The sequence below is a fragment of the Haemophilus sp. SZY H53 genome, from assembly GCF_054332375.1.
This window is the reverse complement of record NZ_JBTGNV010000001.1, coordinates 322456-347868: the sequence shown is the minus strand read 5'-3', so window position 1 is coordinate 347868 and position 25413 is coordinate 322456. Positions and strand designations below refer to the sequence as shown.

The window sequence follows — 25413 nt, the reverse complement described above, 5'->3', positions numbered from 1 at the left end:
TCTTGTTGGTGCGCTCCTACCAATAAGGACAAATGCGAAAGGGGCGTTTATGTCGAATCAAAAGTTCTTGCCTAAAAAGGCATATTCAATCACTGATGCGGTAAAATATATCTCATTAAACTACAATATTAATATTTCAGAATACGATTTATTAGAATATATTCAATCAGGTGATTTACAAGCTTCAATTCATCTTGAAGGGCGAATTAATAAGATAGATAGCGTAAATAAACGGGAAATTCCACATAATAAAACGCTAAATATTAGAAATGAAGAAATATTTTTACAATTTAGCCAAAGGGAAACAAAGCCAGAAATAGAACACAACGAAAACTTTGAAATTTACAGAATAAAACTAAATAATATTTATTTTAGTATTGATGTTATATTAAATGATGCCTACTACCTCCCTGACTACTTTTCTAAAAATGATGAAATAAAGCTTTATACCGGAGAACTAGACCGTTTTAGAAATCTTGTTTTTAATGGTTATTTTCCTCTCTCTAAGGAAGTATTCGAACCATACAATACCCTAGAGCTAATAGAGCGTGGTTATATAGAGGAATTCCCTGATATTTATGTAAACACCTTTTCTGGGCTTTATCTTCATTTGCCTATTTACGAAAACAGAACAGAGCTTTATTTAGATGATATTTATATTATTCACGAGGATATGATCTCATTTTTGAAATTATTTTCCGTAATTGATGAAAGTTATGAACAGCAAGAAGAAATTCAGAAACTTAAAAATCAAATTAGTGATAAAAATAAACAAATTGAAGAATTCCAAAAAAAGATAGGGGAAAGCAGTAGAGAAATTTCTGGAAAATCTGAAACTTCTTACTTAAATCTTATACAAGCCTTAAAAGAACTTTGTTTGTCTGAAAATAGCTTTGGTAACCAAGAAGAATTAATAGTTTATATTAGTGAACAATATCAAGGTTATACTGGATTAAGTGAAGCTAATTTACGAGATAAATTCAGCAAAGCAAATAAAATCAAATAACCCTTCAAGAGATCTATATAGATTCGTTTTGGATCTATATAGATTTTGCCACCCTAAAAAATCCTTTCTAATACCTCCCGTTCGAACAACTCAACGGAATAGAACGCTATTCCACATGGTTAAACTAACGTGAGGTATTTTTTATGGAACAATCTCAAATCCAATCACAAAAATTAATTCCTGGTAAAACCGTTTGCCGCATTGTTGGCTTCCAGCGCACAAAACTAAATTGTTTGGTTAAAGAAAAAAAATTTCCACAACCTATTCGGCTTTCACAAACCTTTGTTTTATGGGATGTAGAAGAAGTAAATCAATGGATTGAAGAGCAAAAAGCCGCACGGGCTTAAGGTGGTGGAAGATGGGTGAAATAAGAAAACCAACTCAATTTTTAAAAGTTCTTCATCGCTTAATAAATTCAAGTATTAGCGGAATTGATGGTTACGAAATGGGGATGACTTCCGCACGTAATTATATAAGTGAGCTAGAGCGAGAATATTTAAGCGAAAAATTAAAGCGTACAACAGAAAAGACCTCGGATGGAGCAGGTCAATATTACCGTTATGAAGTTGCAAATGCTAAACAATTAAAAGAAGTGGTTGCAATTTACAAAGCTAAAGGGGGCGAACTTTCAGCGGTTGAAGAAAAGCAAGCCTATTCACGGTTTGAATAGGAAAGAAAAACGCCGCAAGGCTATCCAATGCGGCGTTTAAACCTTCTAAAGGTAATTTTTATCAATATGTTAAGGTCATTTAAAAATATGGAAATAATCACCATGAATTTAAATCATAAATATTTAATCAATATGAAATATTTTTCAAGTTGTTTTTGATTAAAATCGCTTTACAAACCACAGTTAATTTTGGCATCATGAACACGCAATCAGAAAAAGTGATTGCCAGCCGTGGAAAGCTGAACTATCTAACTTTGGCGAACGACAGCACGCCATTAGACCGTGCTTTTTTTGTTCGTAACATTCGCACACCAAAAGAATATGCGGATTTTGTTTTACATATAAATCCGATCATTCTCTCAATGGTAGAGCGTAATAAGCCGTCTATGACGGGCTGTCTTCCAAAGTTGGCAGTTTTCCACCTTGTTACGTTCTACCGCCCGACCGTGGAAAGTCTAGCAGTAGTTCCTGAAAATCTAACTTTGGAACTTACGCAAATGTATCAATTCATCTTCGCGGCTATTCGCCGTACTGATTTATCAAATCACCTTCAAAAAATCCGTATTACCGCTGATAGCGAACGCAACGCACGCGCTAAGCTTGCCCGTGAGTTCGTCTTAGTGCTTGCTGGAAGAATCAATCTTCAATCAGACCGCACTTTATCAGCAAATACTTTCCCTTCAATCTCTTTCGCGGAGGTGGCTCATGACTAACAAAACTCCTACACATTGCGCCATTCAGATGGCCAAAGTGGGCAAACTTCATAGTTCTATCCGCAGAGCGAAAGCAATTTTGGCATTAATTCGGAACGATGGGGCGGATATGGATTTAGAAGGCTTTTATACAAGCGAAGAAATTATCCGAGCCGCCTTATCTGCGATTGATGATTATTTAGAGCAAGCGGAGCAATCCTCAACAGTAGATTTTTATTTCACAAAAGGGGAAGAAAATGAGAACTAAAAAAATCAAATCATTTAAAGAGCCATACGTACCGACACCAGAGCAGTTAGAGAAAGCCTGTAAACGTATTAAACAATTATTAGCCTTCGCTGAAGATTATCTACACACAGGACACTATAAAGGACTAGCAGCATCGATCGAGCAAATTAAGAAAGCAGCAACAATTAGAAAGGCGGCAAGAAATGAAACCAAATAATCCTATGGAACAGCTAAAACAATGGAAAGCGGCAAGTGATAAAAATTTAGTAAGCAGTGGCGAAAAACGCCACCAGTTACAAAAAGCGCCACCGGTGGCGAAAAGTGCCACTGGTAATGAAGAACAGAAAGTTGAAAAAAGAAAAGGTAAGCTGTTTTTTAATCCATTGGCTTTGAAGTATTCCCAAATTTCACGTCAATTCCAACTAATACAGGATAGCAACAAACGATGTCTTGAAGTTTATCCAGGTGATTTTCATCACAAGATCAAGTTTCGTGATGAAATAGTGGATTTAATGAATAAATTGGCTGGTGGTGGAAATTTGCTTAACGCATTGGCCAAAGACGGCAATCTATCCCGAGAAGATACGGCCAAATTGAAATATTTCAATCAAGCTAATAAATATCTGCTCTATAAGTTTAGCGAGGTGGTGGAACAGATAGGCGCTTTAAACTCTGAACGAGCTGAACAACAAAAGGGGAGTAAGTAAGATGAATATGAATGAAAAATTAGACTACTCAAATTTAAGTGCGGTCGAATTGAAAGCGATTATGCTTTGCCAGATAAATTGTGAAAAGAAAGAGGGGGATGCTCTTTATTTACCTTTACCTTATCTGGGTGAAACAATCGTAACGTTAGCAGAAATTTTTGAAAGTTATCCGTCTGAAAAACTGTATGTGTTACGAAATCTACACGATGAACTGTTAGCGGCTAATAAACATTTATTACAACTAGCACCTAATCCGCCTTCACTTAATCCGGAAGAAATAGTCGCAAGTTTAACTAACGATGAAATTATTGATGGATTGCTGAAAAATAGCATAGTCATTTCTTTAGTTGAAACTCTTACATACTTCCAAAAAGTAGTCGCTGACCGCATCAATGATATTGAAAACGGAGTACTTAAAGGGGTGAACAATGGCTCGATTAATTAATGCTCCGCATCTTGCGGATCAACCGCATGAACCTTATTCCGATTTATTTGTGTTAGCTGGCTCTAAAGCATGGCAAGCATGGGGAAAAGGTAAAGGGGAAGAATGGCTTTTATTGTGTTCGTTGGTGGATGGTCTAGAAAGTAATCAGAAACCAGTTATTCTAGGTGAAAATCAACTTGATAATATTTCTTCAACACGTATAGCTAAGGAAGATCAGCAGTTAGTGAAGATTGCTCAATATGGCGAATTAAAACAGGAAGAAATTACCGCAATTTGTCAGAATTTAGCAAAAAACACTTCGGCTAGAGAAGTGAAACTCATTGATGCAGCCGCGCAATTAAAAGAGGATTTAAGCTCTTACATTCAACTCTTGCGAACCGATAAAAAGACCGCTGATTTAGCAACGCAATTAGCACTGCCTGAAAAAGTAAAAGAAAATGACGGAGTCAATAAGAAAGCGCGAGCTTTGACTAAGTCGTTAGAAATGGATTTGGCATTAAACCCAAGAAATCGGGAGCTTTATAACTATGACGGCATAGGCTGGCAAATGGTGGAGAAATATGAGTTCTTGGATAAAGTAGTTGCTTTCTTTGAAGAACAGGACTTTGGATATAGCGCACGTTCTATAGAAGGTACTATTGATACGATAAAAATTCAAGTTCCCAAAATGGGAGTACAGACACAAGAATTGATCGCTTTCAATAATGGAACTTTAAACCGCACTACGTTAGAGTTCTTGCCCCATTATAGGGAAAACTGGCTAACATCGTATATTCCGCATGAATATCTAAATTCAGCGCAAAATACGCCATATTTTGATAAATGGTTAGAGTTTGTAAGCGGTGGTAAAGAAAGCAAAAAGAACGCTATTCTAGCGGCTTTATACGCAGTTTTAACTAATCGCAACGACTGGCAATTATTCTTTGAAGTAACAGGTGATGGCGGTAGTGGTAAATCTGTTTTTGCTAATATTGCCACGTTATTAGCTGGTGAGCAGAACACAGAAAGCGGGCGGTTAGTAGATTTAGATGAACCACGCGGACGGGAAAGTTTTGTAGGTAAGACTTTGCTAATTTGCCCTGAACAATCGCGTTATGGTGGTGATGGTGGTGGATTGAAAAGTATCACAGGTGGTGATCCTGTAAATATTGACCCAAAACACCGCAGTAAATTTAAAGCGGTTATTCCCGCAGTAGTCTTAATCGTTAATAACGAGGCGACTAGATTTACAGAGCGTAGCGGTGGGATTGAGCGAAGAAGGGTAATCTTTCACTTTGACAAAGTAGTACCTGAAAACGAGCGAGACCCTAATTTCATGGATAAGATTGAGAGGGAAATAGGGGGTATAATTTACAAACTAATACATACCTTTGAACAGCCTGAAACCGCTAAGGCCGCTTTAAAAGAGCAACAAACAAGTGATGAGGCTTTAGAAATAAAAAGCGAATCTGACCATATCACCGAATTTTGCGGCTACTTTTATACTACGGCACAGAATGACGGTTTGTATATAGGAAATGCTAATCTAGGTGGTAAGGCAAGAACACACCTCTATCCGGCATACTTAGCATTTACGGCTGCAAGTGGAATTTCAAATACTCTTACTTTGAGAAACTTCTCAAATTCATTAAAGCAAGGATTTGCGCAGCATAAAAATAAATTTGAGTTCTTCAAAGTTAAAGGAAAATTTGGATATCGCTCCAATGTTCACTTCAAAAACTATGATGAGTTCCAAAGTGAGTTCGATTCATAAACTAGGAAAGAGGGGCAAAGCCCCTTTTTTATGCTTTTCTCTTAAAAGGTGAACAATTAGGGTGAACAATAATGTTCACCTATTCACCCGTAACTATATGAAATAAAAGGTTAAATTGGCAAGGTGAACAGGTGAACCAATTTTTATAATATTTTTTACACGCCGCTAATTCACACGCTTTCTTTTTCGCATCGCTCCACAAAATCACTCCATAATTGCATCACAGGGCGTCGGAGTTCTACATAATCGTAACGGTTATATGCCTGACTTGTTTTATTCCCAATGCTATGAGCAAGACAACTTTCAGCAATACGGAAATCAACTTGCTGATCTTCTAAAAACGTTCTAGCTATCGATCTCAATCCGTGAGCATCTTGAATCCCTTTGTAACCTATTTTTCTCAATGCGTTAGCTATTAGTTCTTTACTAGCTGATTGGTTAGGTTTGTGATAGTGAGAAAATACGAATTTGTCATCACCTGTTATAGGTTTCAATTCTTTCAGAATATCCATCATTAAAGATGAAAGCGGAACAATGTGCGGAAATGCCCCTTGTCTTGTTTTTTTCATTTTTTCGGCTGGGATAGTCCATAACTTTTTATCAAAATCAATTTCAGACCATTCAACAGAAACCGCCTCAGCCGGACGAACCATTGAAAGTAATTGCCATCGGAATAAAACCTTTGTTAGATGATCTCTACTTGAATTTTTGAAGTCTTGTAATAGTTTCGGTAGTTCTTCCGGTTTGATTGCCGGGTGATGTTTTTGAGGCTCTTTATGGTAAGCATCAGATGCTTTCAAGCAAGAATTAAACGAAATCAATCCTATTGTTACCGCATAATTTAAAATCTGATTAGCGAGGTTTAATAAACGGTGCAGCGTATCATTGAAACCTTTTTCATTTAATTGGCGAACAGTTTTAATCAGTAAAGGGGAAGAGATCTCATCAATAGGATAATTTCCAAGAGTAGGGAATAGATAATTTTCTAATCTTGCCCAATTCTTTTCCATTGTCATAGGCTCAATTTCTTTACTTCTTTTTTCTTTCCAAAGTAAAGCGACTTTATAGAAAGTATTTTCGTTCTGGCCGTTTTTAATTAGTTCTTGTTCTTTTATGTATTCTTGCGGATCGATGCTTTGAGCAAGTAGGGCGCGATATTCTTCACGTTTTTGACGAGCTTGCGCAAGTGTTATAGCTGGATAAGTTCCAATAGTAAAAGATGTGCGCTTATTTGTTACTGGGTGATAATAATTAAAAATCCAAGCCTTAGCACCAGTAGGCTTAATGCGTAAAAAAAGACCGTTACCATCACTTAGATTGTATTCTTTATCCTTTGTTTTCGCTTTATCTACTTCGGTATTTGTGAGCGGTTTAGTAACACGAGGCATCATTTTTCCTTAGTTTTAGTAACAAGATTTTTCGAAGTTTATCACCTTGTTACTAAACTTGTTACTAAAAAACGCGGTTAAAGACAATTAAATCTGATTAGTTGCGATAAGTAAAAGGGCTGAAAAGCCTTGAAAACACTAGGAAAAACACAGCCCCGCGAGTGGTTTCGCGGGGCTGTGTTTAGGGTAAATGGTGCGACTAGCTGGACTCGAACCAGTGACCCCCACCATGTCAAGGTGGTGCTCTAACCAACTGAGCTATAGTCGCGTAAAAGATGTAGCAGATGATAAACAGTTTTAAGGATGAAAACAAGGGGATTTGTTTTAAGTTAAATTTAGCTGCTAAAAAAATAACCAAAATTTGTTGCAAAAACTCTCAGTGCTTGTTTTGATTTTGCGCTGGTTTAAGCGTATAATGCGCGACGGTTTTTATCTCGGATGGGCCGAAATTAAAAAAGCTTTTTTAAATTGTAACTATTTGTGGAGTTTAGATAATGTCTAGAAAATTAAGAAGAACGAAGATTGTATGTACAATGGGTCCAGCTACAGACCGCGATAACAATCTTGAAAAAATTATCGCAGCAGGCGCTAATGTTGTACGTATGAACTTTTCTCACGGTACACCAGATGATCATATTGAGCGTGCTGAGCGTGTTCGTGCGATCGCGAAAAAATTAGGTAAAACCGTGGCAATTTTAGGTGACTTACAAGGTCCTAAAATTCGTGTTTCTACTTTTAAAGACGGCAAAATTTTCTTAAATGTTGGTGATAAATTTATTCTTGATGCGGAATTACCAAAAGGTGAAGGTAATCAAGAAGCCGTTGGTTTAGACTATAAAACACTTCCACAAGATGTTGTACCTGGCGATATTCTTTTATTAGATGACGGCCGTGTTCAATTAAAAGTCCTTTCTACTGACGGTGCAAAAGTATTTACTGAAGTGACAGTTGGTGGTCCGTTATCAAACAATAAAGGGATCAACAAATTAGGTGGTGGTTTATCTGCAGACGCATTAACTGAAAAAGATAAAGCAGATATCATCACAGCTGCACGTATTGGTGTAGATTACTTAGCGGTATCTTTCCCTCGTTCAAGTGCAGATTTAAACTATGCGCGTGAATTAGCAAAACAAGCAGGTTTAGACGCGAAAATCGTTGCTAAAGTTGAACGTGCTGAAACAGTCGTTGATGAAGCAGCAATGGATGATATCATCCTCGCTTCTGATGTAATTATGGTTGCGCGTGGTGACTTAGGTGTTGAAATTGGTGACCCAGAATTGGTTGGCGTACAGAAAAAATTAATTCGTCGTTCACGTCAATTAAATCGTGCGGTTATTACTGCAACTCAAATGATGGAGTCAATGATCAGCAACCCAATGCCAACTCGTGCAGAAGTGATGGACGTGGCAAATGCGGTATTAGATGGTACTGACGCGGTAATGCTTTCAGCAGAAACTGCTGCAGGTCAATATCCAGCTGAAACTGTGGCGACAATGGCTCGCGTATGTTTAGGTGCAGAAAAAATGCCAAGCATCAATATTTCTAAACACCGTTTAGATCGTGAATTCAGAGATATTGAAGAATCTGTAGCGATGTCAGCAATGTACGCAGCAAACCACTTAAGCGGTATTGCAGCAATCATTACATTAAGCCACTCTGGTCGTACACCATTATTAATGTCACGTATTAGCTCAGGTTTACCAATCTTTGCACTTTCTCGTGTTCAAGAAACCTTAAACCGTTGCGCATTATACCGTGGTGTAACACCAGTTCATTTTGATGGTGAATCTCGTAGCGCTGCAGGTGCAAAAGCAGCGATTAACCTATTAAAAGAAAAAGGTTATTTAGTTTCAGGTGATCTTGTTTTATTAACACAAGGTGATGAATCAGAAGGTACAACTAACGTTTGTCGTACTTTAACTGTTGAATAATCAACATGCCTGAATGAAAAAGAGCGGTGGATTTTTCCACCGTTTTTTTATGTCTAAAATATTGAAAATATTGACCGCACTTTTTTCTTAAAACCACCTCGTATTTGCGGTATCATAAGCACAGTTTTTTAGTTTAAATTGAAATCCTTATGGCATCACAACGACAAATCCAATCTTCCGATCAGAAAACTGAACAAGTTAGTATCCCGCCTCATTCCACTGAAGCTGAACAAGCCGTTCTAGGCGGTATTATGTTGAGTAATCAGCATTGGGATGGCATTGCGGAAAGAGTTATTGCTGAGGATTTTTATACTTTTGCACATAAAGCAATCTTCCAAACTATGGAAGAATTAATGCGTAACCAAACGCCAATTGATTTGATTATCCTCGATCAAGCCCTTAAAGCCAAAGGTATCAGTGATTCCGTAGGCGGTTTTGCTTATTTAGCGGATCTTTCTAATAACACCCCAAATGCCATTAATATTTTGGCTTATGCAGAGATCGTACGTGAAAAAGCGATTTTGCGTGAGCTTATTGCCGTAGGGAATCGTATTGCAGAAAACAGTTATTCGCCCAAAGGCAAAGACATCAAGATGGTGTTGGATGAAGCCGAAAGAGAAGTGTTTGCGATCGCTGAAAAACGAAGTTCTTCAACAGAAGGACCTCAAAATGTGCTTAGCGTATTGGAAAGCACCATTGCTCGAATTGAAACCTTAGGTAAGCTTGAAAATCATAACGGTGTGACAGGGGTCACAACAGGCTTTGTTGAGTTAGATAAGAAAACAGCTGGTTTACAGCCTTCCGATCTCATCATTGTGGCTGCACGTCCTTCCATGGGTAAAACCACGTTTGCAATGAACCTTTGTGAAAATGCGGCCATGGCAAGTGATAAGCCTGTATTGGTATTCAGTTTAGAGATGCCTGCTGAGCAAATTATGATGCGTATGATTGCCTCTCTCGCTCGCGTGGACCAAACCAAAATTCGTACTGGCCAAAACTTGGAAGAAGCGGAATGGAGCAAAATTGCCAGCGTGTTTGGGATGTTTAAGCAAAAAAATAATCTTTATATCGATGATTCATCGGGTTTAACTCCAACAGAATTGCGTTCTCGCGCACGTCGTGTGTATCGAGAAAATGGTGGCTTGAGTATGATTATGGTGGATTATCTTCAATTAATGCGCGCGCCCGCATTTTCAGATAACCGTACCTTAGAGATCGCCGAGATTTCTCGTTCTTTAAAAGCATTAGCGAAAGAATTAGAAGTCCCTGTTATTGCACTTTCCCAGCTTAACCGTACTTTAGAACAACGTGCAGATAAACGTCCAGTAAACTCAGACTTGCGTGAATCAGGCTCTATCGAGCAGGATGCTGACCTGATTATGTTTATTTATCGTGACGAAGTGTATAACGATAATTCTGAAGATAAAGGTGTTGCTGAAATCATTATTGGTAAACAACGTAACGGTCCGATTGGTCGTGTACGTTTAGCATTTAACGGTCAATTCTCACGCTTTGATAACCTTGCCGAACAGCGTGAATACAGAGATGATTATTAGGCAAGATAGAACGGATTAGAAAAATGAACGTAAAACCGGCAACAGCGAAAATCAGTTCGCTTGCCTTAAAACATAATTTACAAGTTATTAAAGAAAAAGCGCCACATAGCAAAATTATTGCGGTAGTAAAAGCAAATGCATATGGTCATGGTGTGGTATTTGTTTCCTCTGCTTTAGAAAGCATGGTAGATTGCTTTGCAGTGGCACGTTTAGAAGAGGCGTTATCGTTACGCTCTAACGGTATTATTAAACCGATCTTATTGCTAGAAGGTTTTTTTGATGAAAAAGATTTACCCATTATTGCGGTAAATAACATCGAAACGGTGGTACATAACCGTGAACAGCTTGAAGCATTAAAACGAGCTGTGGTACCAAGTCCAATCAAAGTCTGGTTGAAGATTGATACCGGTATGCACCGTTTAGGTGTGTCACTTGATGAAGTGGATTATTTTTATCAAGAGCTGAAAAAACTCCCTCAAATTCAACCGCACTTAGGTTTTGTCAGCCATTTTAGCCGTGCTGATGAACTAGATTCTGATTATACTCAAGTTCAGCTTGATCGTTTCCTTCACGCGACAAAAGATAAAGGTGGAGAAAGAACCATTGCGGCATCTGGCGGGATTTTATTCTGGCCTGAGGCTCATTTAGATTGTATTCGTCCAGGGATTATTATGTATGGCATTTCACCAACGGATACTGTTGGGGCTGAATTTGGTTTAATCCCCGTGATGAACTTAACTTCTTCATTACTTGCGGTGCGAGAACATAAAAAAGGTGAACCTGTTGGCTATGGTGGCATTTGGACCAGTCCTAAAGATACCAAAATTGGTGTTGTCGCTATTGGATACGGTGATGGATATCCGCGTGATGTGCCAGAAGGCACGCCAGTTTATCTAAATGGTCGAATTGTTCCTATTGTCGGTCGCGTCTCAATGGATATGCTAACGGTAGACTTAGGCGCAGATAGCCAAGATAAAGTAGGTGATGAAGTGATTTTATGGGGTAAGGAATTACCAATTGAAACAGTAGCTAAATACAGTGGTATTTTAAGCTATGAATTGATTACAAAATTAACCCCGCGTGTTATAACAGAATATGTCGATTAATTGTTTTTGTAAGAAAGCAAAAATGTAAAGAATTCAATTTTTAAAAGGAAATATTCATGAAAAACATCAATCCAACCAATACACAAGCGTGGAAAGCGCTTGAGGCTCACCAATCTCAACTGGCTCATACCACGATTGCTGATTTGTTTAAGCAAGAAGAAAATCGTTTTAATGATTATTCTTTCACTTTTGAAAATCAAATCTTAGTAGATTTTTCAAAAAATAAAATTAATCAAGAAACCCTCAAATTACTTCGTCAATTAGCCAAAGAGTCTGCATTAGATGAAGCGATCAATGCCATGTTTACAGGCGAGAAAATTAATCGTACAGAAAATCGAGCAGTATTACATACCGCACTTCGTAACCGTTCAAATACACCTGTCTATGTAGATGGCAAAGATGTGATGCCGGAAGTGAATGCCGTATTAGCGAAAATGAGCGCGTTCTGTGCTCGTGTGATTTCAGGTGAATGGAAAGGTTATACGGGAAAAGCGATTACTGATGTGGTGAATATTGGTATCGGTGGTTCGGACTTAGGTCCTTACATGGTGACTGAAGCACTTCGTCCTTATAAAAATCACTTGAATATGCACTTCGTTTCAAACGTGGATGGAACCCATATCGCTGAAACGTTGAAAAAAGTGAATCCTGAAACGACACTTTTCTTAGTGGCTTCTAAAACCTTCACCACCCAAGAAACTATGACCAATGCGAATTCTGCACGCGATTGGTTATTAGCGGCAGCGAAAGATAACAGCGCGGTGGCAAAACACTTCGCCGCACTTTCTACCAATGGTAAAGCGGTAGCAGAATTCGGTATTGATACTAATAATATGTTTGAGTTCTGGGATTGGGTTGGTGGCCGTTATTCTTTATGGTCTGCAATCGGTCTTTCTATCGCACTTTCAATCGGCTTTGATAATTTTGAAGCGTTATTAAGTGGTGCGCATGAAATGGATAAACATTTCCGTACCGCGCCATTAGAAAAAAATATCCCTGCAACATTAGCATTAGTCGGTTTATGGAATACCAACTTCCTTGGTGCACAAACCGAAGCGATTTTACCTTATGACCAATATTTACACCGTTTTGCCGCTTATTTCCAACAAGGCAATATGGAATCAAACGGTAAATATGTCGATCGTAATGGCGATGTTATCCATGATTATCAAACCGGCCCAATTATTTGGGGAGAACCAGGTACAAACGGTCAGCATGCATTCTATCAATTGATTCACCAAGGTACGATGTTAATCCCTTGTGACTTTATCGCGCCAGCACAAAGTCATAATCCATTAGGTGATCACCACAGCAAATTATTATCAAACTTCTTTGCGCAAACTGAGGCACTTGCTTTTGGTAAAACCAAAGAAGAAGTCGAAGCAGAATTTGTGAAAGCGGGTAAATCGTTGGATGAGGTAAAAGACATTGTGCCATTCAAAGTCTTTACGGGTAACAAACCGACCAACTCTATTTTAGTGCAAAAAATTACACCATTTGTTCTTGGCGCATTAATTGCGATGTATGAACACAAAATTTTTACACAAGGTATGATTTTCAATATCTTCAGTTTCGACCAATGGGGCGTGGAATTAGGTAAACAATTAGCGAACCGAATTCTTCCTGAATTGGCAGACAAAGAGAATGTTTCAAGCCATGATAGCTCAACCAATGGATTGATTAATCAATTTAAAGCGTGGCGCTAAGATAATGTAAAGTAAAAGTGCGGTTAAAATTGACCGCACTTTTTTATTTCGCATTAAACAGATTTGACTTTCCACATACAGGCTACGCTGATAATAATTAATGCCACAGCGACATAAAAAACAGAATTGTAATGCCAGATTTCCGCAATAATACCTGCAATCGGTCCACCAATAATCCAACTACTTTTTGCTGCATTACTGAATAGAGTTGTAGCCGTGCCCATTTTAGTCGGCATTAAATCTTGGAAATACACCATGCCAATCGTAGCGGTAATACCAATAAAAATCGCATTAAGCATTTGTAATCCGATAAGCTGCCAAGTTTGCTCAGCAAATAATAAGCTTGAGTAGAAGGCGAGACCTGAAACTAAAGCAATCATCATCAAGCGTTTTTTACTGAAGTATTTGGTGAGGTAACCCGCTAATATCATCACGGGGATTTCCAATCCCGCAGCAGTTCCCATTAATGTTCCTGCTAATTCTTTGCCTAAATGTAACTCATTAATCACAAATAATGGCATATTGATGAGATACGTGCTGTTACAGGTCCAAAGCAATAGGTTAGCGATGAACAAGTAAATCACACTTTTTCTTGGTGGCGTATTGTCTAAAATCTCTTGATTTTTAACCGCACTTTGACGAGGAATTTTCGGCAATAATTTGCTGACGCCTGCACAAAGTAAAAAGGCAGAACCCGCCACCAAATACATATAATCAAAGCCCCAGTTTAGCGCAATGAAAAAAGAAAGTGGCGGCCCCACAATCCAGGCGAGAGAGATTTGAGTTCGCATAATTGTGGTGAACATCACCGCTTCACGATGGCTGCTTTCAGCATATTCTCTTGCTAAAGCAAAAGATTGCGGATTAGCGGATGAGCCTAATCCTAACAATGTTGTACCGATAATAATCAACACATAATAATTTCGGCTATAAGCAAAAATCAGGCATCCAAGCACAGCAATCAAACAGCAAACAATCATCACTTTGCGACGATCATCTTGCTTATCAGAATATTTCGCCAGAATTTGGCTCAAGATAATGCCAATAATGGCATTGACGGAATAGAACAAGCCCACAAAAAAAGGTGAAACCTGAATCTCTTGCGACAGATATAAACTCAAGGTCGGCGTCTGAAACGCAGAGGCAATCCCCGTTAAAAAGGCAATCAATAGAAAATTGAACGCCACAAGATTAGATGGTGTTGCGTTTTGTTGTTGAACAAACATAGTCATTACTTAATAAGAGAACATGGTTGGAAATAAAAGTGCGGTTAATTTTAACCGCACTTGAGTTGATTATTTGTCATATTGAATTGCTGGTAAATAACCAATCATTAAATCCAATGGACGGCTACAGCTTATTGTATTTTCTCTGTTCTCAATGAAAAATCTTGATGTCATCGCTTTTTCACCCTGATTAAAGAAAATTTCAATAATTGAACGATCAAAGAAAATTTCGACAGTTTGTAGATTTTCAACTTCGCAGAAGCGTTTGGTATCGAATTTTTCCATTAATTCGGTTTGTTCGCTTTGACTGCGATCTAAGCAAACCAAGCCATTTTCATAAGAAAGTCGTAATGATTGTCCTTTTTCATTTTGGAAGAAGGTTAAGTCAAAGGCTTGGTTATTTGCCTCAAATTTAATATACGCACGATCTAAATTAGCAATATCCGCTTTTTCATTGAGATGAAGCGCAGAACGTGCGGTAAGATTTTTGTATATTTTATCAATCGGGCATTGATAAATTTTCGAACCTTCTAAACGCAATTCTCTTGGTAAGGTTAAAGCTGAGTGCCATTTAAATTTGTCTGTTGGATAAGTTAAATCTGGCAAACCAATCCAACCGAAAAGCACGGCATGAGTTTGGTTATCTAAGCCAGCAAATGTTTGTGGGGCATAGAAATCAAAGCCTTGATCCAACTCACTAATATATTCTGCTTCAAAGGTTAAATCCGTTAATTTACCCACAGCATAAGTCGCATGATAATTATTTTGGAATTGATGCGCTTCTCGAACTTTACCTTGTGGCGACCAAATAAAGACATCTTTATCACCGAACTTCAATAGGTCAGGGCATTCCCACATAAACACGTTTGTATTGTCAAAAGCTGGTAAGGAAAGCTCGCCTAATAAACGAGGCGTATCTTCAAGATTGTCCATTTCAAAAATAATGGCTGTTCCCGTGAGGTTTTCTCGCTGTGCACCGCAGATAAAACGGATTTTGCCGTCTTTAGTTAAATACGGTTTAGGATCGCGAACATGCTCTGTATAACCTTCTGGCGCATTTTCAATTAACGGACGTTTGCTAAGCAACTTCCCGTTAAGATCGAAAATCGCTAAATTTTGATAAGGCACGCGTTGATTATCACTTGGACGACGAGTATTGCCAGTGTAGAACATGGCCAATTTATCACCGACTTTTAAAGCACCACCCGAATAACAGCCGTGAGACTCAAAAAGTTCACAAGGAATCAGATCATCCGCTGATTGGTAATGTTGGAAGTCTTTCGTGATTAAATGCTTCCAATGTTTCATCCCGTGAATTGCATCGAATGGAAACCATTGATAGAACAGATGATATTTCTCTCCATCGAAGATCAAACCATTCGGATCATTCATCAAGCCAGTTGGTGGGGCAATATGAAAGTGCGGTCGGAAATCCTTGTCTTTTTGCACAGTTTGAGCAATTTCCGCAAGTTCGCCTTTTTCTGCAGCTAGGATACTTTTGTATTTGCCATTATTGAAAATAATCATCGTGATCGTGCCTCGTTAATGTGATCGGGTAAGTAAAAGGTGCAATAATTTGCATCTTTAATTCTTAGTTGGCTAGGAACGCTGCTAATTGTGCTTTATTTGGTAGCGCAGACATCGCCCCTTTTGCTGTCGTAGCAAGGGCGCCACAAGCATTGGCTTGACGGATAATTTGCACAAGCACATCATTTTCTTTCCAATTTGGATGTTGTGAAAGTCCTGCAAGCAGGCCGCCAACGAAGGCATCGCCTGCACCTGTTGTATCAACCGGTTGTAAGGCTTTTCCGGCAATTACATCTTTCTTACCTTCTAAGTGATAGAGCGCGCCATCTTTACCTAAGGTCACGATAATCAATTTTTCAGGATAAAGTGCCGTCACTTTTTCAAAGGCTTTTTCAAGGCTATCAGTATTGGTTAAAAGCGTTAATTCTTCTTCAGAGAATTTTAATACGTCAGCTAATGCAACGGCTTCCATTACCACGGTTTTCATTTCTTCTAGGCTAGACCAAAGTGATTCACGTAAATTTGGGTCAAAAGAGAAGAAACCGCCAGCAGCTTTAATACGGCGAATAGCTTCGAAAGTCGCTTCGCGAGATGGATTATTAATCAGCGCGATAGAGCAGCAATGTAGCCATTCACCTTGTTGGAAAGGCGGTAAATCGCTCGCTTGTAAGAACTGATCTGCACTTGGATTTACCATAAAGGTAAAGCTGCGTTCGCCATTATCTAAACCAACCACAACCGTAGAGGTTCGATGTTGCGGATCTAAAATCATATGTTGCGTATTCACATTTTCCGCATTTAAGGTATCTTGCATAAATTGGCCAAGCGGATCGTTACCTATGCGACCAATAAAGGCACTCGGGCTGCCTAAGCGTGCTACGCCAACAGCCACATTGGCAGGCGCACCACCGGCACAGCGTAAATAATGATTTTCACCGTCAGGAATAAGATCAACAACCGCATCGCCGGTTACCCAGATTTTTTGGCTCATATTATTTTCCCTCTATTGTGGATATCAGTTAAAAAATAACCGCACTTAAAAAGAGCGGTCATTTTCATAGGTGTTTTATGCGATGGTTACGCGTGCAAACTTACGTTTACCGACTTGGTAAACATTCGTGCCTTTTGGTGCATTGGCTTTCATGTCTTCGACTTTTTCGCCATTGATTTTCACACCACCTTGCTTCGCTGAGCGAATCGCTTCAGAAGTAGAAGGAACCAGTCCCGCTTCTTTTAATAAGGTTGCTAAACCAATTTCGCCTTCAAAGGTGAATTCAGGCATTTCATCTGGCATTGCACCTTTTTGGAAACGGTTAATAAATTCTTGTTCAGCCGCCTCTGCCGCTGCTTCATCATGGAAACGTGCAATGATTTCTTTGGCTAATAAAATCTTCACATCACGTGGGTTTTTACCATTTGCTACTTCTGCTTTTAATTCAGCAATTTCAGTGAGTGGACGGAAAGAAAGTAAGTTGTACCAATCCCACATTAATTCATCCGAGATCGACATGATTTTACCGAACATATCGCTTGGTGCATCTGTCACGCCGATGTAGTTACCTAATGATTTAGACATTTTCTTCTCACCGTCTAAACCAACAAGTAATGGAAGCGTAATCGCTACTTGTGGTTTCTGACCAGCTGATTTTTGTAATTCACGACCAACAAGTAAGTTAAATTTTTGGTCTGTACCACCAAGTTCCACGTCAGCTTCTAATGCAACAGAGTCATGACCTTGTAATAAAGGATAAATAAATTCGTGAATTGCGATAGGTTGGTTGTTACCAAAACGTTTTTTGAAATCATCACGTTCTAGCATACGCGCTACGGTATAGTTACTTGCTAAACGGATCATCCCTTCAGTACCCAATTTACCCAACCATTCAGAGTTGAATACGATTTTCGTTTTTTGTGGGTCTAGAATTTTGTAAATCTGTTCTTTATAGGTTTCCGCATTGCGAAGCACATCTTCGCGGCTAAGCGGTGGGCGAGTGGTATTTTTACCAGATGGGTCACCGACCATCCCCGTGAAATCACCGATTAAGAAATAGACTTCGTGGCCTAATTGTTGGAATTGACGGAGTTTGTTTAATACCACGGTATGCCCTAAGTGAATATCCGGAGCAGTAGGGTCTGCACCAAGTTTAATTTTAAGTGGGCGATTTTCTTTTAGTTTTTCGATTAAATCTGCTTCAGAAAGAATCTCATCAGTACCGCGTTTTAGTTCTGCGAGAACGGTATTAATATCAGTCATTCTATTTCCTAATGTTATTTTAATATTAAAGGCTACATTATAGAGAATATGGCTGAAATGAAAAGATTGAGATGAAAAAAAACGCCTATTTGTGGGGAAATAGGCGTGAAGTTGGAGTGATTATCTGTTTGTTTTTGGAATGGCTAGATGATAACTATTATCAAATACCTTGTCAACAACAAAATGCAAATAATTCTCAATTATTTTTTAATCGATGTAAGGTACACTTTCTGTGAGAGAAAGTGCGGTCGGAATGCCATCTGAAATGTCAAATTTTCCCGCATAAGCATAAGCTTCAACGCCCTGAGATTTTGCGTCTTTTAAGAGGCGATCATATTCAGGATCTACAAACTCAGCGATTTTAAAACGATCGAAGCCATCATGTAATCCGGCAAAGAGAACAACGGCGCGATGTCCTTGTTTTTTCATGGCTAAAAGCTCACGAACATGTTTCTGTCCACGAGTAGTCACCGCATCGGGAAACATTCCTAATGTACCTTTTACGAAGGTGATGGATTTCACTTCAACATAGCAATCAGGCAAGCCTTCACCTTTCAGTAAAAAGTCGATACGGCTATTTTCTTCACCATATTTCACTTCAGGATAAATTTCATCATACATAGCGAGTTCTTTGATTTGTTTATTTTGCAAGGCTTCAAAGACTAGCTGGTTGGATCTGTGTGTGTTAATGCAAACAAGTTGGCCATTTGCTAATTGCGTTAATTCCCAACTGTGTGGATATTTGCGAGTTTGGCTATCAGAATGAGAGTACCAAACGATATCACCTTTTTCACCACAGCCAGTCATTGCACCAGTATTTGCACAATGAATCGTGAGCACTTCACCATTTGGTAATTCAATATCAGTCAAAAAACGTTTATAACGACGAATTAATTTTGCAGATTGTAGGGTAGGGAGTTGCATAGTTTATTCCTTTTGAAAAGAAAGTGCGGTCGAATTTAATGATGAAATTGACCGCACTTTGATCTGCCCCCCAAAAGTTGGACAGGTTAGTTAACTTAAATATTGAGCTCGGTATTGCACCGGGCTCAATCCTTTTAAACCAAGTTTAATTCGTTTTTGGTTGTAATACACTAAATATTCTTCAATTTAAGCCTGTAATTCAGCGATTGAATGATAAGTTCGTGAGTAAAAACACTCTGATTTTAGTATCGCAGAAAAACTTTCAATCACCGCATTATCGTAACAATTTCCTCGGCGACTCATACTTTGAACCGCTTTTACCCTCCAACATCTTTACCCATTACGCCGTGCCATACAATAAGGCGATTTTACGCCATCAAGCCCTCTTTCCCGAAATGCTTTTAGCCAATAAATGACGAGAGCGTGGGAAATTTGATGAAGTTTAGCCACCTCACGGATACCATAATCCTGTTCAGTGACGAGTTTGATAATTTTCAAACGAAATTGATAAGGGTAGGACATAATCTGCATCTCAAATTAGGTCTCCAGGTTTTAGGGTAGATCACTTTTACCTTCTTAAATTTAAAAATTAAAACAAATTCTTAATTTACCATTGACTTTTTGACCTATAGCCCTTACTTTACAGATTGATATTTCATCAACTTTATTCTCTGTAAAATAAGGAGCTTTTATGCAATCTCGCATTGTGGTTAATTCACAGGAAGAATCACTACTTAGCACACACAAAGTGCTACGTAATACCTATTTCTTATTGGGATTAACGATGGCATTTTCGGCAGTTGTTGCTTATATTTCGATGAGCTTAAACTTGCCTTATCCAAATCTTATCGTGTTACTTGTAGGTTTTTACGGTTTACTTTTTGTCACAAACCGTTTAGCAAATAGTGCATGGGGAATCTTAGCTGCATTCGCATTCACTGGGTTTATGGGTTATACCATCGGGCCAATTTTAAACATGTATGTGGCGAGAGGAATGGAAGATTTAATTATGCTTGCATTCGCAGGTACAGCCATCGTCTTCTTTGCTTGTTCAGCTTATGTGCTAACAACGAAGAAAGATATGTCTTTCCTTTCTACCGCGATTTTCTCATTATTTATCGTGTTATTGTTAGGGATTGCGGCAAGTTTCTTCTTCCAAATTCCGGCACTAGCGGTAGGGATCAGTGCATTGTTTGTGGTGTTCTCAACAATGACAATCCTTTATGAAACCAGCAATATTATTCACGGTGGCGAAACAAACTATATTCGTGCAACAGTGAGTATTTATGTGTCAATTTACAACTTATTTATTAGCTTATTAAGATTACTTTCTATCTTCTCAAGTGATGATTAGTCAGTATTAAATTTAAAGACGCTCCTGATTAGGGGCGTTTTTTTGTTTTGAACTAATTTTCTTAAGATAAGTCTTAGCATACAGGTTCGCTTGTCGTGCCTATTAATAACTAAATAGGAGTTTTTATGAAATCTTTAAAATCACTTTTAACATTAACATCACTTGCATTAGCCGTATCTGGTTCTGCATTGGCAACGAATACATCTGTATTACCAACAAAAGAATCAGTCGTAACTAATTCAAAATCAATGGTTGAAAGTACAAAAGCTGATGTGAAAAATGCGGCAAATGATAAGCTTAAATCAATGACGGATAGTGCGAGCTCAACGAAATCAAACGCATTGGATAAAGTTAATACCGCTAAAGAAAAAGCGACTTCCGCGAAAGATGCAGTGAAAGATAAAGCGACTTCTACAAAAGAGTCAGCAAAAGACAAAGTGGCCTCTTCAGCAAAAGTAAACATCAATAAAGCGGATGCAGAAACATTACAAAAACTTTCTGGTATCGGTGAGAAAAAAGCACAAGCGATTATTGATTACCGTAACAAAGTGGGCAAAATCAAAAGTGCTGCCGAGCTTTCTAATATTGATGGTATCGGTGAAGCTACAATTGAAAAAATCACGCCATTCTTAAGTTTCTAAGAAAACTCAGATAAAACAGACCGCACTTTATGTGCGGTTTTTTTGTTGAAGTAGATCACAAAATTGTAACAAAGTGTGATTTGAGGATTATTTCTTTTTTTATCCTATGTATAATGGGTGGACAACATCATGTAATACAAGGGGTAGATATGCAGCATTACAGTGCCTTTGATGAATGGTTGGCTTCAACCGCTTTGGGTGGTTCTAATCAATCGTATATTGAGGAGTTATATGAACGTTATTTAGAAGATCCATCTTCAGTCGATGAAAGCTGGCGTGCCACATTTGATGCATTGCCGAAAACAACCGCAGTAGAGCAACCACATTCACCAGTCCGTGATTATTTCCGTCGTTTAGCGAGAGAAAATACAACAGAAGCCGTGACGGTTATCGATCCAGAAGCCAGTGCAAAATTAGTCAAAGTTCTTCAATTTATCAATGCTTATCGCTTCCGTGGTCATTTAGAAGCGAAACTAGACCCAATCAATTATTATCGCTGGAAAGTCTCCACCGTACCTGAGTTGGATTACCGTTATCACGGTTTTACCGAACAGGATCTCAATGAAACCTTCAATATTAATCACTATGTCTATCATCGCGATAACATCAAGTTAGGTGATTTAGCTGAAATGCTGAAAGAGACCTATTGTGGCTCAATTGGTCTTGAGTTTATGCATGTTCAGGATATGGAGCAAAAAAGTTGGTTACAAAGCAAATTAGAAAGCCAATTAAATAAACCGCTCTTTACCAAAGAAGAAAAAATTAATTTATTAAGTGAATTGACCGCTGCAGATGGCTTAGAACGCTATCTCGGTGCAAAATTCCCGGGGGCAAAACGTTTCTCTTTAGAGGGAAGTGATGCCTTTATTCCACTAATGAAAGAAATTATTCGTCATGCGAGCAAACAAGGTGTACAAGATGTGATGTTTGGTATGGCACACCGTGGTCGTTTAAACATGTTAGTAAACGTGCTAGGTAAGAAACCCGAAGATCTTTTTGATGAGTTTGCGGGTAAACATTCAGGCGAGCGTACAGGTGATGTGAAATACCACCAAGGTTTCTCTTCTAACTTTGCTGTAGATGATCGTCGTGTGCATTTAACCCTTGCATTTAACCCATCCCATTTAGAAATTGTTAGCCCAGTAGTGATTGGTGCGGTACGCTCTCGTCAAACGAAAAAGAACGATACAGAGCGTAATCAAGTATTAGCCGTTACGGTTCATGGGGACTCCGCGGTAGCGGGACAAGGTGTGGTACAAGAAACCTTGAATATGTCTAATGCACGTGGTTATACCGTTGGTGGAACAATCCGTATTGTGATCAATAACCAAATTGGTTTTACCACCTCTAACCCAAATGACACCCGTTCAACAGAATACTGTACTGACATCGCGAAAATGATTCAGGCACCGATTATTCATGTTAATGGTGATGATCCTGAAGCAGTCGCTTTTGCCGCGAGAATGGCGGTGGAATATCGCAATTTATTCAAACGCGATATTTTCATTGATCTCATTTCTTATCGTCGTCATGGTCATAATGAAGCAGATGAACCATTAGCCACTCAACCAATGATGTATAGCATCATTAAAAAACATCCAACGCCACGTAAAGTCTATGCAGATCGTTTAATTGCTGAAGGGGTGATTACCGAAGAAGAAGCCACTGAAATGATGAATCTCTATCGTGATGCTTTAGATAACGGCGATCGTGTAGTGAAAGAATGGCGAGAAATGGATACTGCCCAAATGGATTGGTTGCAATATCTCAACTATGACTGGACGTCCCCTTACGAAAGTAAATTCCCACGAGAGCGTTTCCAAACTTTAGCGGAGCGTGTCAGTGAATATCCAGAAACCTTACGTGCTCATCCTCGTGTCGAAAAAATCTATGCTGATCGCCGTGAAATGGCAAAAGGCGAGAAATTGTTCGATTGGGGTATGGCAGAGACTATGGCATACGCAACCTTATTAGATGAAGGTGCTAATGTTCGTTTATCGGGTGAAGATGCAGGACGTGGTACGTTCTTCCATCGCCATGCAGTTGTGCATAATCAAAATGACGGGACAGGCTATGTGCCATTAACTCATTTGCACGCCAACCAAGGTCGTTTTGAGGTGTGGGATTCAGTATTATCCGAAGAAGCCGTATTGGCTTTTGAATATGGCTATGCGACAACAGATCCAAAAACATTAACCATTTGGGAAGCGCAATTTGGTGACTTCGCAAACGGCGCACAAATCGTGATTGACCAATTTATTAGTTCTGGCGAACAAAAATGGGGCAGAATGTGTGGCTTGGTGATGTTATTACCACATGGTTATGAAGGCCAAGGTCCAGAACACTCATCCGCTCGTTTAGAACGTTATTTACAACTTTGTGCAGAACAGAATATGCAAGTGTGTATTCCATCTACACCAGCACAGGTTTACCACATGTTACGTCGTCAAGCGATCCGTAAAATGCGTCGTCCATTAATTGGTATTTCACCAAAATCTTTATTACGTCATCCACTTGCCGTGTCAAGTTTAGATGAATTAGTAAATGGCACATTCCAAACAGTCATTGGTGAAATTGATAACATCGATCCGAAACAAGTTAAACGCGTAGTCCTATGCTCAGGTAAAGTGTATTACGATCTCTTGGAACAACGTCGAGCGAATAACCAAACAGATGTGGCGATTATTCGAATTGAACAGCTTTACCCATATCCACATGAAGATGTGAAGAAAGCATTAGAGCCTTATGCTCATGTGACGGATTATGTATGGTGTCAAGAAGAGCCATTAAACCAAGGCGCTTGGTATTGTAGTAAGCATAACTTTGATAGCTCGCTTCCAGAGCATGTGAAGTTAAAATATGCAGGTCGTCCTGCCTCTGCTTCACCAGCGGTAGGTTACATGTCTTTACACACCAAACAGCAAAAACAATTGGTAGAAGACGCGCTGACACTGTAAAAGTGCGGTCGAAATTTCAGTAATTTTTAAAGAAAGAATAATTTAAAGGAAAATAAAATGACAATCGAAATTCTTGTTCCAGATTTACCGGAATCCGTTGCGGATGCAACTGTTGCAACATGGCATAAAAAAGTTGGTGAGACGGTAAAACGTGACGAAGTATTAGTGGAAATCGAAACAGATAAAGTGGTACTTGAAGTGCCCGCATTAAACGATGGCGTAGTGGCTGAAATTCTTCAAGAAGAAGGTGCAACGGTAGTAAGTAAACAGCTTTTAGGTAAACTTTCAACCCAACAAGCGGGCGATATTTCAACTGAAACAGTGAAAGACAATGAGCCAACACCAGCCGATCGTCAAAGAGCCGCCATTGAAAATAGCCATAACAATTCAGCGGATCAAGGTCCAGCTATTCGTCGTTTATTAGCTGAACACGATTTAGATGCAGAGAAAATTCAAGGTTCTGGTGTGGGTGGTCGTATTACCCGTGAAGATATTGTGCGTGAAGTGGCAAAACGTGATGCTCAAAAAGCGAAACAAGATGTGGCGACAGAGCAGAATACTATTAGCACCGTGGCATATAGCTCTCGTTCAGAAAAACGCGTACCAATGACCCGTTTACGTAAACGTATTGCGGAACGTTTATTGGAAGCGAAAAATACCACCGCAATGCTCACTACATTCAATGAAGTGGATATGCAGCCGATTATGAAATTACGTAAAACATACGGCGAGAAATTTGAGAAACAACATGGTGTCCGTTTAGGCTTTATGTCTTTCTACATTAAGGCTGTAGTTGAAGCGTTAAAACGTTATCCAGAAGTGAATGCCTCAATTGACGGTGATGACATTGTGTATCACAACTATTTTGATATTAGCATTGCTGTTTCAACGCCGCGTGGTTTAGTAACACCTGTATTACGCAACTGCGATAAACTCAGCATGGCGGATATTGAAAAACAAATTAAAGCACTAGCAGAAAAAGGCCGTGATGGTAAATTAACGGTTGAAGATTTAACAGGCGGTAACTTCACCATTACCAATGGTGGTGTATTTGGTTCTTTAATGTCTACACCAATTATCAATCCACCACAAAGTGCAATTTTAGGTATGCATGCCATCAAAGAACGTCCGGTTGCGGTAGATGGTCAAGTCGTGATTCGCCCAATGATGTATTTGGCATTATCTTATGACCACCGTTTAATTGATGGTCGTGAATCCGTCGGCTTCTTAGTGGCGATTAGAGACTTATTAGAAGATCCAACTCGTTTATTATTAGAAATCTAAGCACATGGGCTTTTCTCTTTTGAGGGGAAAAGCCTTTTT

Annotated in this window: 23 protein-coding genes, 1 tRNA gene and 2 pseudogenes; 17 read left to right on the top strand and 9 right to left on the bottom strand. The window is 38.9% G+C overall.

Annotated features, from left to right (window positions below; translation table 11 throughout):
• Nucleotides 1–49: 49 nt before the first annotated feature.
• The 9 genes from ACXVWB_RS01750 to ACXVWB_RS01710 all read left to right on the top strand — a co-directional run bounded on the left by ACXVWB_RS01750 (nucleotide 50) and on the right by ACXVWB_RS01710 (nucleotide 5520).
• Entirely contained in the window at nucleotides 50–1006 is a 957-nt protein-coding gene (locus ACXVWB_RS01750) for a SlyX protein (protein WP_289902283.1), read from the top strand.
• 143 nt (nucleotides 1007–1149) lie between these two features.
• On the top strand, nucleotides 1150–1353 hold the full coding sequence (locus ACXVWB_RS01745) for a helix-turn-helix transcriptional regulator (RefSeq protein ID WP_289902282.1): 204 nt from the start codon (nucleotides 1150–1152) through the stop codon (nucleotides 1351–1353).
• Between the two features lie 11 nt (nucleotides 1354–1364).
• Entirely contained in the window at nucleotides 1365–1676 is a 312-nt protein-coding gene (locus ACXVWB_RS01740) for a hypothetical protein (RefSeq protein ID WP_289902281.1), read from the top strand.
• A 155-nt stretch (nucleotides 1677–1831) separates the two neighbouring features.
• Nucleotides 1832–2389, top strand: coding sequence for a host cell division inhibitor Icd-like protein (locus tag ACXVWB_RS01735; protein ID WP_289902280.1), 558 nt, complete (start codon nucleotides 1832–1834; stop codon nucleotides 2387–2389).
• Nucleotides 2382–2636, top strand: coding sequence for a hypothetical protein (locus tag ACXVWB_RS01730; RefSeq protein ID WP_289902279.1), 255 nt, complete (start codon nucleotides 2382–2384; stop codon nucleotides 2634–2636). The genes ACXVWB_RS01735 and ACXVWB_RS01730 overlap by 8 nt, the downstream gene beginning before the upstream one ends.
• Nucleotides 2626–2832: a hypothetical protein gene (locus tag ACXVWB_RS01725; protein ID WP_289902278.1), complete on the top strand. Its 207-nt coding sequence runs from the start codon at nucleotides 2626–2628 to the stop codon at nucleotides 2830–2832. The genes ACXVWB_RS01730 and ACXVWB_RS01725 overlap by 11 nt, the downstream gene beginning before the upstream one ends.
• A complete protein-coding gene (locus ACXVWB_RS01720) occupies nucleotides 2819–3322 on the top strand; it encodes a hypothetical protein (protein WP_289902277.1) in 504 nt (167 codons plus the stop codon). The genes ACXVWB_RS01725 and ACXVWB_RS01720 overlap by 14 nt, the downstream gene beginning before the upstream one ends.
• Nucleotide 3323: 1 nt before the next feature.
• Nucleotides 3324–3767 (top strand): hypothetical protein, encoded by a 444-nt coding sequence (locus tag ACXVWB_RS01715; protein WP_289902276.1) that lies wholly within the window; start codon nucleotides 3324–3326, stop codon nucleotides 3765–3767.
• A complete protein-coding gene (locus tag ACXVWB_RS01710) occupies nucleotides 3751–5520 on the top strand; it encodes a DNA primase family protein (protein WP_289902275.1) in 1770 nt (589 codons plus the stop codon). The genes ACXVWB_RS01715 and ACXVWB_RS01710 overlap by 17 nt, the downstream gene beginning before the upstream one ends.
• Before the next feature lie 170 nt (nucleotides 5521–5690).
• Here ACXVWB_RS01710 and ACXVWB_RS01705 read toward each other — a convergent pair whose 3' ends face one another.
• The gene (locus ACXVWB_RS01705; protein WP_289902334.1) at nucleotides 5691–6908 is read right to left on the bottom strand and encodes a tyrosine-type recombinase/integrase; all 1218 of its coding nucleotides are present in this window, start codon (nucleotides 6906–6908) and stop codon (nucleotides 5691–5693) included.
• A 191-nt stretch (nucleotides 6909–7099) separates the two neighbouring features.
• Nucleotides 7100–7176: transfer RNA gene (locus ACXVWB_RS01700), tRNA-Val, on the bottom strand.
• Between the two features lie 226 nt (nucleotides 7177–7402).
• On the opposite strand from ACXVWB_RS01700, the gene pyk reads away from it, so the two are divergent.
• From pyk to pgi, 4 genes are all read left to right on the top strand, one after another.
• Complete coding sequence (gene pyk / locus ACXVWB_RS01695) at nucleotides 7403–8839, top strand: pyruvate kinase (RefSeq protein WP_111304126.1); 1437 nt, start codon at nucleotides 7403–7405, stop codon at nucleotides 8837–8839.
• Nucleotides 8840–8988: 149 nt separating this feature from the next.
• Nucleotides 8989–10395: a replicative DNA helicase gene (locus tag ACXVWB_RS01690; RefSeq protein ID WP_289902274.1), complete on the top strand. Its 1407-nt coding sequence runs from the start codon at nucleotides 8989–8991 to the stop codon at nucleotides 10393–10395.
• Between the two features lie 23 nt (nucleotides 10396–10418).
• Nucleotides 10419–11501 (top strand): alanine racemase, encoded by a 1083-nt coding sequence (gene alr, locus ACXVWB_RS01685; protein WP_289902273.1) that lies wholly within the window; start codon nucleotides 10419–10421, stop codon nucleotides 11499–11501.
• Between the two features lie 56 nt (nucleotides 11502–11557).
• Nucleotides 11558–13207 carry a glucose-6-phosphate isomerase gene (gene pgi / locus ACXVWB_RS01680; protein ID WP_289902272.1) on the top strand — a complete coding sequence of 550 codons (1650 nt, stop codon included), beginning with the start codon at nucleotides 11558–11560 and terminating at the stop codon, nucleotides 13205–13207.
• A gap of 53 nt (nucleotides 13208–13260) precedes the next feature.
• Here the strand turns inward: pgi and ACXVWB_RS01675 are convergent, their stop codons facing one another.
• From ACXVWB_RS01675 to ACXVWB_RS01645, 7 genes and pseudogenes are all read right to left on the bottom strand, one after another.
• The gene (locus ACXVWB_RS01675; RefSeq protein WP_128788011.1) at nucleotides 13261–14433 is read right to left on the bottom strand and encodes an MFS transporter; all 1173 of its coding nucleotides are present in this window, start codon (nucleotides 14431–14433) and stop codon (nucleotides 13261–13263) included.
• Nucleotides 14434–14502: 69 nt separating this feature from the next.
• Nucleotides 14503–15960 (bottom strand): glycoside hydrolase family 32 protein, encoded by a 1458-nt coding sequence (locus tag ACXVWB_RS01670; protein WP_128787362.1) that lies wholly within the window; start codon nucleotides 15958–15960, stop codon nucleotides 14503–14505.
• Between the two features lie 64 nt (nucleotides 15961–16024).
• Entirely contained in the window at nucleotides 16025–16951 is a 927-nt protein-coding gene (locus ACXVWB_RS01665; protein ID WP_458485190.1) for an aminoimidazole riboside kinase, read from the bottom strand.
• Between the two features lie 75 nt (nucleotides 16952–17026).
• Nucleotides 17027–18214, bottom strand: a complete 1188-nt coding sequence (gene tyrS / locus ACXVWB_RS01660) for a tyrosine--tRNA ligase (protein WP_005695949.1) — start codon at nucleotides 18212–18214, stop codon at nucleotides 17027–17029.
• A gap of 207 nt (nucleotides 18215–18421) precedes the next feature.
• A complete protein-coding gene (gene sfsA, locus ACXVWB_RS01655) occupies nucleotides 18422–19138 on the bottom strand; it encodes a DNA/RNA nuclease SfsA (RefSeq protein ID WP_289902270.1) in 717 nt (238 codons plus the stop codon).
• A 90-nt stretch (nucleotides 19139–19228) separates the two neighbouring features.
• Nucleotides 19229–19447: pseudogene (locus tag ACXVWB_RS01650) on the bottom strand (transposase); the annotation flags it as partial.
• A 33-nt stretch (nucleotides 19448–19480) separates the two neighbouring features.
• Nucleotides 19481–19660, bottom strand: a pseudogene (locus ACXVWB_RS01645) (transposase); the annotation flags it as partial.
• A gap of 169 nt (nucleotides 19661–19829) precedes the next feature.
• Here ACXVWB_RS01645 and ACXVWB_RS01640 point away from each other — a divergent pair.
• The 4 genes from ACXVWB_RS01640 to odhB all read left to right on the top strand — a co-directional run bounded on the left by ACXVWB_RS01640 (nucleotide 19830) and on the right by odhB (nucleotide 25374).
• Nucleotides 19830–20492 (top strand): Bax inhibitor-1/YccA family protein, encoded by a 663-nt coding sequence (locus tag ACXVWB_RS01640; protein WP_289902269.1) that lies wholly within the window; start codon nucleotides 19830–19832, stop codon nucleotides 20490–20492.
• Nucleotides 20493–20617: 125 nt separating this feature from the next.
• Nucleotides 20618–21133: a ComEA family DNA-binding protein gene (locus ACXVWB_RS01635; protein ID WP_289902268.1), complete on the top strand. Its 516-nt coding sequence runs from the start codon at nucleotides 20618–20620 to the stop codon at nucleotides 21131–21133.
• 149 nt (nucleotides 21134–21282) lie between these two features.
• Nucleotides 21283–24090 carry a 2-oxoglutarate dehydrogenase E1 component gene (gene sucA, locus ACXVWB_RS01630; RefSeq protein WP_289902267.1) on the top strand — a complete coding sequence of 936 codons (2808 nt, stop codon included), beginning with the start codon at nucleotides 21283–21285 and terminating at the stop codon, nucleotides 24088–24090.
• 57 nt (nucleotides 24091–24147) lie between these two features.
• Nucleotides 24148–25374, top strand: a complete 1227-nt coding sequence (gene odhB / locus ACXVWB_RS01625; protein ID WP_289902266.1) for a 2-oxoglutarate dehydrogenase complex dihydrolipoyllysine-residue succinyltransferase — start codon at nucleotides 24148–24150, stop codon at nucleotides 25372–25374.
• Nucleotides 25375–25413: the final 39 nt, after the last annotated feature.